Below are 10,461 nucleotides of genomic sequence, written 5' to 3' on the forward strand. Positions count from 1 at the left end.
AGCGAAGTGAGTGGGGACGAGCGGGTCATGCGGCGTGGCCGTCGGCTCGCCGTCGATGTCGGGGACGCCCGGATCGGGGTCGCCTCGTGCGACCCCGACGGGATCCTCGCCACTCCGGTGGAGACCGTGCCGGGACGTGATGTCCCGGCCGCCCAGCGGCGGTTGAAGCAGCTCGTCGAGGAGTACGAACCGATCGAGGTCGTCGTCGGACTTCCCCGCTCCCTCAAGGGGGGCGAAGGTCCGGCCGCGGTCAAGGTCCGCGCCTTCGCCCAGGACCTCGCCCGGGGGATCGCCCCCGTTCCGGTGCGGCTCCTGGACGAGCGGATGACCACCGTGACGGCCAGTCAGGGACTGCGCGCCTCGGGCGTTAAGGCCAAGAAGGGCCGGTCGGTCATCGACCAGGCCGCGGCCGTGATCATTCTCCAGCAGGCACTGGAATCCGAGCGGGTGTCAGGCACGTCTCCCGGCGAGGGCGTCGAAGTCACCACCTGATTTTCGCCGTTTCCCGCATTTCAGGCCGGTTCCGCTTCAGTGTCCGTGGTTCGTGAGTGAAGTGCGCCGCCTGTGGGACCCGTCACCCCGGGCACGTGAACGAGGCCGGAGATTCTGCCCCCTGCCGGACAGACGGTCGCGGCCTGAGGAGCTGGTGCGACACCTCAACGGGCTGCTTCCCGGGCGGCGTTGCCGCCCGTGAGCAGGAAGCCGAGCAGGCGACCGCTGACCACTTCTTGTGGAGAAACGAATGTCAACTGATCGCGATACGGTAACGTTCCGCGCGATGCGGCAGTCTTCGAACAACTGCCGCACAGCAGGAGAGGCGGATAGGATGCCGCGCTACGAGCGCCCAGTACCCACCGCCTCGCGGCTCGTAGGGGATCGATGACTGAGTATGGCCGGGGCCCAGGCTCCGAACCGTGGCATCCCGAGGACCCGTTGTACGGGGACGACGGATGGGGAGGACAGGAGGCCCACGCGGCCCAGTCCCCCTACGGCGGCCAGCCGCAGCACTATCCGCAGCAGCCGCAGGCGCCGCAGCAGTACGGCGACTGGGGCACGGGCCAGCAGGCCGGCTATGACCAGGGACAGCAGCAGTACGGCCAGGGTCAGCAGCAGCACTACGACCAGGGACAACAGCAGCAGTACGGCAACCAGGGGCAGCAGCAGTACGGCGGTCAGGGCCCGCAGCAGTACAACAACCAGGGCGGCCAGGGGTACCAGGACCAGGGCGGCCAGCAGTACAACGGCGGCTGGGACACGGGCCAGCAGCAGCCCCAGGTCCCTTACGGCGCCGATCCTGCTGACCCTTACGGTGGCCAGCCTGGTGCGTACGGCGGTCAGCAGTCCGACTACTACGGGACCCCCGACGCGTACCCGCCGCCGGAGCCGCCGAGCCGCCGCCGTACCGAGCCCGAACCGCAGCAGACCGACTGGGACCCGGGCCCGGACCAGGGCGAACACGCCTTCTTCGCGGGCGGCGGTGACGATGACGACCCCGACGACGACTCCGAGGGCGGAGCGGGTGACCGCCGAGGCAAAGGCGGCAAGGGCAAAAGCAAGGGCAAGGGCAAAGGCGGCAAGAAACGCCGCAGTGGCTGTGCCTGCCTGGTTGTGACGCTCGTCCTCGCCGGTGGGATCGGCGGAGTCGGGTATTTCGGTTACCAGTTCTACCAGGATCGTTTTGGCGCGGCGCCGGACTTTGCGGGGGACGGGACGAGCAAGCAGGTCTCCGTCACCATCAAGCAGGGCGCGAGCGGCTACGTCATCGGGCAGGCGCTGAAGGACGCGGGCATCGTCAAGAGTGTCGACGCTTTTGTGGCCGCGCAGAACAAGAATCCCAAAGGTAAGCAGCTCCAGGCGGGCGTCTATACGCTCAACGAGGAAATGTCCGCCGAAAGTGCCGTCGCGCTTATGCTCAGTCCAAAAAGCCGTGACAACCTGATCATTGCTGAGGGCAAGCGAAATATAGAAGTATATACGCTGATCGACAATCGCCTTGGGGTCAAGAAAGGCACGACCGCGGCGGTCGCCAAGAAGGAATGGAACGATCTCGGTCTGCCTGATTGGGCGAACAGCGAAAAGGGCGTGAAGGATCCGCTGGAAGGGTTCCTCTATCCGTCCAGTTATCCCGTTTCCAAGGGCATGAAATCCAAGGATGTCCTGGAGGAAATGGTCAAGCACGCGGCGGACAAATACGAAGAATTCGGGCTTGAGTCGAAGGCTGAGGCGCTGGACCTGAAGGACCCGCTGCAGCTCCTCACGGTGGCGAGCCTCGTTCAGGTCGAGGGCAAGTACGACCACGACTTCCGCAAGGTCTCCCGCGTCGTCTACAACCGCCTCAAGCCGGGCAACCTCGAAACGGTCGGCAGGCTGGAGTTCGACTCCACCATCAACTACATCAAGGGTCAGAGCACCCTGGACGTCGGCACGGTCGCTCAGCTGCGGGAGATCAAGGACCCGTACAACACGTACGACGTCAGGGGGCTTCCGCCAGGTCCCATCAGCAACCCCGGCGAGGAAGCCATCGATGCCGCGATGAAACCGACCCCCGGGCCCTGGTACTACTTCGTGTCGATCAACGAGGACAAGACGGTGTTCTCGGTCACCAACGAAGAGCACAACAAGAACGTGGAAGAGTACGAGAAGGAACGGAACTAACAAGCTCGATGAGCACAGTGAAGCGCGCCGCTGTTGTCGGCTCGCCCATCAGTCATTCCCTCTCGCCTGTGCTGCACAGGGCCGCTTATGCGGAGTTGGGTCTCACCGGCTGGACGTATGAGCGTTTCGAGGTCGATGAGGCGGGACTGCCCGGTTTCCTCGGAAAGCTGGATGCGTCGTGGGCCGGGTTGTCCCTCACCATGCCGTTGAAACGGGCGGTCCTTCCGCTGCTGGACGAGATCAGTGCGACCGCCCGCTCCGTCGAGGCGGTCAACACGGTCGTCTTCACCGACGACGGCCGTCGCGTCGGCGACAACACCGATATCCCCGGAATCATCGCGGCGCTGCACGAGCGCGGTGTGGAAAAGGTGGAGTCCGCGGCGATCCTCGGTGCCGGCGCCACCGCTTCGTCGGCGCTCGCCGCGCTCGCCGGTGTCTGCTCGGGTCCGGTGACCGTGTTCGTGCGGAGCGAGGCCCGCGCCCGTGAGATGCGGGGCTGGGGCGAGCGTCTGGGGGTCGCGGTGCGGATCGCGGACTGGGCGGAGGCGGACCGTGCCTTCGAAGCGCCGCTGGTGATCGCGACCACTCCGGCAGGGGGCACCGACGCCCTGGTCCCGCGCGTGCCCGAGCGGCCCGGGACCCTCTTCGACGTGCTGTACGCACCCTGGCCCACGTCTTTGGCCGCCGCCTGGGGCAAGAACGGGGGAGGGGTCGTCGGCGGCCTGGATCTGCTGGTCCACCAGGCCGCGCTCCAGGTTGAGCAGATGACGGGACGTGCACCCGCCCCCCTTGAGGCGATGAGAGCCGCGGGTGAACGCGCACTCCAGGAGGCGGAGGCGTGATCCGGTCATGATCTGGCCGATTTGATGCGGACCTGCCAGGAATGATCGCTTGAGGGCTACATTCTCGCCGGGCGGTGTCGAGCGACACCGAAAAAAGGGGAGAACTGTGCGCAAGTCGATGGGTCGCGTCCTCGCTCTCACAGCGGCGGCTTTCGGGATGGTGCTGGCCGGATCCGGGGTGGCGCACGCGGCGACGCCGGCCGAGAAGGCCGTGGCTGCCTGTGGTTCCAGTTACTACGTGCAGCGCAGTCACACGATGGGGCTGGGGCAGAACGTCACGGTCTACCAGCTCTACAGCTCCTCGACGGGGAACAACTGCGTCGTCACCGTCAAGCACGAGAGAGCCGGCGCCCACGACGGCACGGCCACCGGCCTCGGCGCCGGAATCCAGGCCGAAGGCGGCCCCTGGAAGAAGGACGACGGCGACTACAAGTACTACGCGGGCCCGGTGTACGTGTCCGCGCCCGGCAAGTGCGTTCGCTTCTGGGCCCACTACGAGGAGATCGGCGCGTCCACCATCCGTGACTGGTACCACACCAGTACGTACGGGAACTGCGGCTGACGCGGCAGAGCACGGAAGGCCGGCGAGCGTGTGCTCGCCGGTCGCCGGGTCCCGTCCCGTCTGATGGACCTCCGGCCGGGCAACGGGGCCGGACATGGGAGAATCGGAGACGGCGGGCCAGGGCCGCGCACCCGGTCGCGCCGTCGTCGTACGCGGGGACAGTCGTACGCAGGGCAGTACCAGGGCGCGAGCATCATGAGGAGCACCGTTGAGCAGGTTGCGCTGGCTGACCGCGGGGGAGTCCCACGGACCCGCACTTGTCGCGACGCTGGAGGGTCTTCCCGCCGGCGTGCCGATCACCACGGAGATGGTGGCGGACCACCTGGCGAGGCGGCGGCTCGGTTACGGGCGCGGTGCGCGGATGAAGTTCGAGCGGGACGAGGTCACCTTCCTGGGCGGCGTACGTCACGGACTGACCCTGGGGTCCCCCGTCGCGGTCATGGTGGGTAACACCGAGTGGCCCAAGTGGGAGCAGGTGATGGCGGCCGATCCGGTCGAGCCGGAGATCCTCGCCGAGCTGGCGCGCAACGCCCCGCTGACCCGGCCCAGGCCCGGTCACGCGGATCTCGCGGGGATGCAGAAGTACGGCTTCGACGAGGCCCGGCCGATCCTGGAGCGGGCGAGTGCCCGTGAGACCGCGGCGCGGGTGGCGCTGGGTGCGGTAGCGCGTTCGTACCTGAAGGAGACCGCCGGGATCGAGGTCGTCTCGCACGTCGTGGAGCTGGCGGCGGCGAAGGCCCCGTACGGCGTCTACCCCAAGCCCTCCGACGTGGAGAAGCTGGACGCCGATCCGGTGCGCTGCCTGGACGCCGACGCGTCGAAGGCGATGGTCGCGGAGATCGACCAGGCGCACAAGGACGGGGACACGCTCGGTGGCGTGGTCGAGGTGCTGGCGTACGGGGTGCCGGTGGGGCTGGGCTCGCATGTGCACTGGGACCGGCGGCTCGATGCCCGCTTGGCGGCCGCGCTCATGGGCATCCAGGCCATCAAGGGAGTCGAGGTCGGTGACGGCTTCGACCTGGCGCGCGTGCCGGGCTCGCAGGCGCACGACGAGATCGTGCGGACGGACGAGGGCATCAAGCGGGCCTCGGGGCGTTCCGGCGGGACCGAGGGCGGTCTGACGACGGGCGAACTGCTGCGCGTGCGGGCGGCCATGAAGCCGATCGCCACCGTGCCGCGCGCGCTGGCCACCATCGACGTGGTGACCGGCGAGGCGACCAAGGCGCACCACCAGCGCTCGGACGTGTGCGCGGTGCCGGCCGCGGGCATCGTCGCCGAGGCGATGGTGGCGCTGGTGCTGGCGGACGCGGTGGCCGAGAAGTTCGGCGGCGACAGCGTGCCGGAGACGCGGCGCAACGTCACCTCGTACCTCGAGAACCTGGTCGTCCGGTGACTGCGATGAATCCGGCGGGTGCTTTGCGGGTCGTCCTGGTCGGGCCCATGGGGGTCGGCAAGTCCACCGTGGGCGCGCTGGTCGCACAGCGGCTGGGCTGCGCCTACCGGGACACGGATGACGACATCGTGGCCGAGCAGGGCCGGACCATCGCGGACATCTTCCTGGACGAGGGCGAGGCGGCCTTCCGCGCGATCGAGAAGCAGGCCGTGCACAAGGCGCTGACCGAGCACGACGGCGTACTCGCGCTCGGCGGCGGCTCGATCCTGGACGCGGACACCCGGGCGCTGCTGGCCGGGCTGCCGGTGGTCTACCTGTCGATGGACGTCGAGGAGGCGGTCAAGCGCACCGGGCTGAACGCCGCCCGGCCGCTGCTCGCCGTCAACCCACGCCGCCAGTGGCGCGACCTGATGGAAGCCCGCCGCTCCCTCTACACCGAAGTCGCCCGCGCGGTCGTCGCCACCGACGGCCGTGCCCCCGAAGAGGTCGCCCAGGCGGTCCTCGACGCCTTGGAGTTGAAGTACGCATGAGCGCGCAGGCAGTCACCCGGATCCACGTCGGCGGTACGGCGGGCAGTGAGCCGTACGAGGTACTGGTGGGCCGTCAGCTGCTCGGCGAACTCGGCGGGCTGATCGGGGAGCGGACCAAGCGGGTCGCCGTGATCCACCCCGAGGCGCTCGCCGACACCGGTGAGGCGCTCCGGGCCGACCTGGCGGAACAGGGCTTCGAGGCCGTCGCCATCCAGGTGCCCAACGCCGAGGAGGCCAAGACCGCCGAGGTCGCCGCCTACTGCTGGAAGGCGCTGGGCCAGTCCGGCTTCACGCGTACCGATGTGATCGTGGGCGTGGGCGGCGGTTCCACCACCGACCTGGCCGGATTCGTGGCCGCGAGCTGGCTGCGCGGGGTGCGCTGGATCGCCATCCCGACCACGGTGCTGGCCATGGTGGACGCGGCGGTCGGCGGCAAGACCGGCATCAACACCGCCGAGGGCAAGAACCTCGTCGGCGCCTTCCACCCGCCCGCCGGTGTGCTGTGCGACCTGGCGGCGCTGGAATCGCTGCCGGTCCACGACTTCGTGTCCGGGCTCGCCGAGATCATCAAGGCCGGTTTCATCGCCGACCCGGTCATCCTCGAACTCATCGAGGCCGACCCACAGGGCGCCCGCACCCCGGAGGGGCCGCACACCGCAGAGCTCATCGAGCGCTCCATCAAGGTGAAGGCCGAGGTCGTCTCGTCCGACCTGAAGGAGTCCGGGCTGCGCGAGATCCTCAACTACGGGCACACCCTCGCGCACGCCATCGAGAAGAACGAGCGCTACGAGTGGCGGCACGGGGCCGCCGTCGCGGTGGGTATGCACTTCGCGGCCGAACTGGGCCGGCTGGCCGGGCGGCTGGACGACGTGACGGCGGACCGGCACCGCACGATCCTGGAATCGGTAGGCCTGCCGCTGAGCTACCGCTACGACCAGTGGCCCAAGCTCCTGCAGACCATGAAGGTCGACAAGAAGTCCCGCGGCGACATGCTCCGCTTCATCGTCCTGGACGGACTGGCCAAGCCCACCGTCCTGGAGGGCCCCGACCCGGCGGTCCTCCTCGCCGCCTACGGCGAAGTGGGCGAATAGCTCCCCCGGACGTCACTTGGGCCGATTTGCCTTGTGCGGACGGGCACTTCGGACCGCTCCCGGCCGTTCACCAAACGGCGGCCGGGGGCGGTACCGTTCGGTAGGAGCGGGGCAGGAGCCCGCTGCCAGCGCCAATTGCCTGTACGAGACGGAGTGGCACCGGATGCAGCACGCAGTGGGGTCTCCGCTGCCGCCGCCCCACCAGCCGGGGCACGGACCGGCCGTCGGCTGGTCGCCGGCCGCACAACACCCGGGGCCGCACCACCCGGGCGCGCACCCGGGCCCCGCGCCCGCGCAGCAGCCCGCAGGCCCCGCACCCGTGGGCCCGCCGCCGGGTTTCGCCGGAGCGCCGACGGGGCCCGCCGCCCCGCACCCGCCGGGCCGCGCGCCCGCGCCGCACCACTCGGTCCCGCACCACGCTCCCGTACCGCCGACGCCGGAAACCACGGGCCATGTGCAGCTGCCGCCGGGTGGCCCCGTGCCGATGCCGAGCGCGCCGCCCGCGGCCGGCATGCCCGACCCCACGTCCACGACGCTCGCCGTCCTGCTCATCGGTCCCGCCGGTGCCGGGAAAACGAGCGTCGCCAAGTACTGGGCGGGCCACCGCCGGGTGCCCACCGCGCACATCAGCCTCGACGACGTACGCGAATGGGTGCGCTCGGGATTCGCCGACCCGCAGTCGGGGTGGAACGACAACTCGGAGGCGCAGTATCGTCTCGCCCGCCGTACCTGCGGCTTCGCGGCGCGGAACTTCCTGGCCAACAACATCTCCTGCATCCTGGACGACGCGGTCTTCCCCGACCGGCCCGTGGTGGGGCTCGGTGGCTGGAAACGGCACATCGGGCCCGGTCTGCTGCCGGTCGTTCTCCTGCCCGGCCTGGAGATAGTTTTGGAGCGCAATGCCGAGCGCTCCGGGAACCGACGTCTGACCGATGAGGAAGTCGCCCGTATCCATGGGCGGATGGCCGGGTGGTACGGGTCGGGGCTGCCCATCATCGACAACTCTCAGCTTGATGTGCCGACCACGGCGCGGGTGCTGGACGATGTGCTGGCGCGGTCGATCGCCAGTCCGCCGCCCTGGTGAGGGCGCCGGCTGTTGGGAGGGCCAGGGTTTTTCGCCCCCGCCGCCCCTACCCGTCCCATCCCTGAGGGCTGCGCCCCCAGACCCCCCTCTACGTCATACGTCGGCTGCGGGTCGGCTGTGGCTTGGCGCGCAGTTCCCCGCGCCCCTTCGGGGCGCGTCACCGGCTGAGGCGCTCGGTCGGGCCTGTTGGAGCGGCGGTATTCGGCCACCGCTCTTAGGCTCGGGGCATGTCAGAGGTGTACGCGGTTCGGCGGGAGCGGCTTCGGGAACGTTGCACGGCGGGGGGCAACGCGACCGCGCTGGTGTCCCGCCCCGCCAACGTCCGTTATCTGGCGGGCATGGCGCCGCCCGGCGCGGTTCTCCTGCTGGGCAGGACCGAGGACCTGCTCGTATGCGGCGGTCTGACGGAAACCCCGTTCGACGGGGGCCGGCCGGACGAGGCCCTCCGGGTGCATCCGCTGGCGAGTCCCGGTGGCGACCCCGCCGTGGCGGCCGCGGACCTCGCCACGGCCCAGGGTGCCGAGTCCCTCGCCGTGGAGGAGCACCATCTGACCGTGGCCCGGCACCGGGCGATCGTCTCGGTGGCACCCGGGCTGCGCCTCGGCGACCTCGGCGGCGCCGTCGAGCAGCTGCGTGTCGTCAAGGACGAGGAGGAGATCTCCTGCCTGCGCGTCGGCGCGGAGATCGCCGACCAGGCCCTGGGCGAGCTCCTGGAGTCGATTCTCGTCGGCCGCACCGAACGCCACCTCGCCCTGGAACTGGAACGCCGCCTCGTCGACCACGGCGCCGAGGGCCCGGCCTTCGCGACCTCGGTCGGCACCGGACCGAACTCCGGGCGCCGCGGCCACCGCCCCGGCGACCGCCGGGTCGAGGAGGGCGACTTCCTCTCCGTCTGCCTGGGCGCGACCTACCGCGGCTACCGCTGCGAGATCGGCCGCACGTTCGTCATCGGCACCTCGCCCGCGGACTGGCAGATCGAGCTCTACGACCTCGTCTTCGCCGCCCAGCGTGCCGGACGCGAGGCACTCGTACCCGGCGCCGCCTACCGTGACGTGGACCGCGCGGCCCGCCAGGTACTCGACTCCGCGGGGTATTCGGACGGCCTTCCTCCGCTGACCGGGCACGGTGTCGGGCTCGAAATCGACGAGGACCCGCAGCTGGCCCCCGCGGCCATGGGTAAACTGGACGCTTGCGTGCCGGTCACCGTCGAACCGGGGGTCCACCTCCCGGGCCGGGGCGGTGTCCGGATCGATGACACGCTCGTCGTGCGCCCTGAGGCGGACGGCGGACCCGAGCTACTCACCATTACGACCAAGGAGCTGCTCGCGCTCTAGCTTCGAGCTGTCGCGCCTGCCCCGTGGTCGTCCACGTCAGTCCAGGAGATTCCGCAACCGTGGCTTCCACGAACGACCTCAAGAACGGCCTGGTGCTCAAGCTCGAAGGCGGCCAGCTCTGGTCCGTCGTCGAGTTCCAGCACGTCAAGCCCGGCAAGGGCCCGGCTTTCGTGCGCACCAAGCTCAAGAACGTGCTCTCCGGCAAGGTCGTCGACAAGACGTTCAACGCCGGTGTCAAGGTCGAGACGGCCACTGTCGACAAGCGCGACATGCAGTTCTCGTACATGGACGGCGAGTACTTCGTCTTCATGGACCTGGAGACGTACGACCAGCTCCACGTCGACCGGAAGGCCGTCGGCGACGCCGCCAACTTCCTGATCGAGGGCTTCACCGCCACGGTCGCGCAGCACGAGGGCGAGGTGCTCTTCGTCGAGCTGCCGGCCGCCGTCGAGCTCGTCATCCAGGAGACCGAGCCGGGTGTCCAGGGCGACCGCTCCACCGGTGGCACCAAGCCCGCCATCCTGGAGACCGGCCACCAGATCAACGTGCCGCTCTTCATCACCACCGGCGAGAAGATCAAGGTCGACACCCGCTCCAGCGACTACCTCGGCCGGGTGAACAGCTAACCGTGGCTGCCCGCAACACGGCCCGCAAGCGCGCCTTCCAGATCCTCTTCGAGGGCGATCAGCGCGGCGTGGACGTCCAGACAGTGCTGGGGGACTGGATCCGGCACGCCCGGACCGACACCCGGCAGCCGCCGGTGAGCGAGTACACGATGCAGCTCGTCGAGGGCTACGCGAAGTACGAGCGGCGCATCGACGATCTCATCTCGCAGTACGCGGTCGGCTGGACGCTCGACAGGATGCCGGTCGTGGCTTTCCCGGCCCGCCCCGCCCGTCAGCAGCTCGGCGACGGCTCTCAGCGTTCCCCGTCTCAGCAGTACGCCGGGCTCCAGCTCGACGTCGAACTC

The 10,461-nt window shown here is 69.5% G+C and carries 11 protein-coding genes; all 11 read left to right on the forward strand.

Annotated elements, in window-relative coordinates:
* Positions 1 to 27 precede the first annotated feature (27 nt).
* Positions 28 to 492: a Holliday junction resolvase RuvX gene (gene ruvX, locus AB0I18_RS43985; protein ID WP_363111405.1), complete on the forward strand. Its 465-nt coding sequence runs from the start codon at positions 28 to 30 to the stop codon at positions 490 to 492.
* 387 nt (positions 493 to 879) lie between these two features.
* The gene (gene mltG / locus AB0I18_RS43990) at positions 880 to 2,655 is read left to right on the forward strand and encodes an endolytic transglycosylase MltG (RefSeq protein WP_363111406.1); all 1,776 of its coding nucleotides are present in this window, start codon (positions 880 to 882) and stop codon (positions 2,653 to 2,655) included.
* Between the two features lie 8 nt (positions 2,656 to 2,663).
* Positions 2,664 to 3,497, forward strand: coding sequence for a shikimate dehydrogenase (locus tag AB0I18_RS43995; protein WP_363111407.1), 834 nt, complete (start codon positions 2,664 to 2,666; stop codon positions 3,495 to 3,497).
* Positions 3,498 to 3,603: 106 nt separating this feature from the next.
* Complete coding sequence (locus tag AB0I18_RS44000) at positions 3,604 to 4,059, forward strand: serine/threonine protein kinase (protein ID WP_363111408.1); 456 nt, start codon at positions 3,604 to 3,606, stop codon at positions 4,057 to 4,059.
* A gap of 208 nt (positions 4,060 to 4,267) precedes the next feature.
* Entirely contained in the window at positions 4,268 to 5,452 is a 1,185-nt protein-coding gene (gene aroC, locus AB0I18_RS44005) for a chorismate synthase (protein WP_363111409.1), read from the forward strand.
* 5 nt (positions 5,453 to 5,457) lie between these two features.
* Positions 5,458 to 5,982, forward strand: a complete 525-nt coding sequence (locus AB0I18_RS44010; protein WP_363111410.1) for a shikimate kinase — start codon at positions 5,458 to 5,460, stop codon at positions 5,980 to 5,982.
* Positions 5,979 to 7,073: a 3-dehydroquinate synthase gene (gene aroB / locus AB0I18_RS44015; RefSeq protein WP_363111411.1), complete on the forward strand. Its 1,095-nt coding sequence runs from the start codon at positions 5,979 to 5,981 to the stop codon at positions 7,071 to 7,073. Before AB0I18_RS44010 ends, aroB begins: the two co-directional genes overlap by 4 nt.
* 163 nt (positions 7,074 to 7,236) lie before the next feature.
* A complete protein-coding gene (locus AB0I18_RS44020) occupies positions 7,237 to 8,157 on the forward strand; it encodes a Pro-rich N-terminal domain-containing protein (protein ID WP_363111412.1) in 921 nt (306 codons plus the stop codon).
* A 227-nt stretch (positions 8,158 to 8,384) separates the two neighbouring features.
* Positions 8,385 to 9,491: an aminopeptidase P family protein gene (locus AB0I18_RS44025; RefSeq protein ID WP_363111413.1), complete on the forward strand. Its 1,107-nt coding sequence runs from the start codon at positions 8,385 to 8,387 to the stop codon at positions 9,489 to 9,491.
* A 59-nt stretch (positions 9,492 to 9,550) separates the two neighbouring features.
* A complete protein-coding gene (gene efp, locus AB0I18_RS44030; RefSeq protein ID WP_363111414.1) occupies positions 9,551 to 10,117 on the forward strand; it encodes an elongation factor P in 567 nt (188 codons plus the stop codon).
* A 2-nt stretch (positions 10,118 to 10,119) separates the two neighbouring features.
* The coding region (locus AB0I18_RS44035) for a transcription antitermination factor NusB (protein WP_363111415.1) at positions 10,120 to 10,461 on the forward strand (342 nt) is incomplete at its 3' end.

The sequence above is a fragment of the Streptomyces sp. NPDC050704 genome (genome assembly GCF_040654355.1).
Classification (GTDB): domain Bacteria; phylum Actinomycetota; class Actinomycetes; order Streptomycetales; family Streptomycetaceae; genus Streptomyces.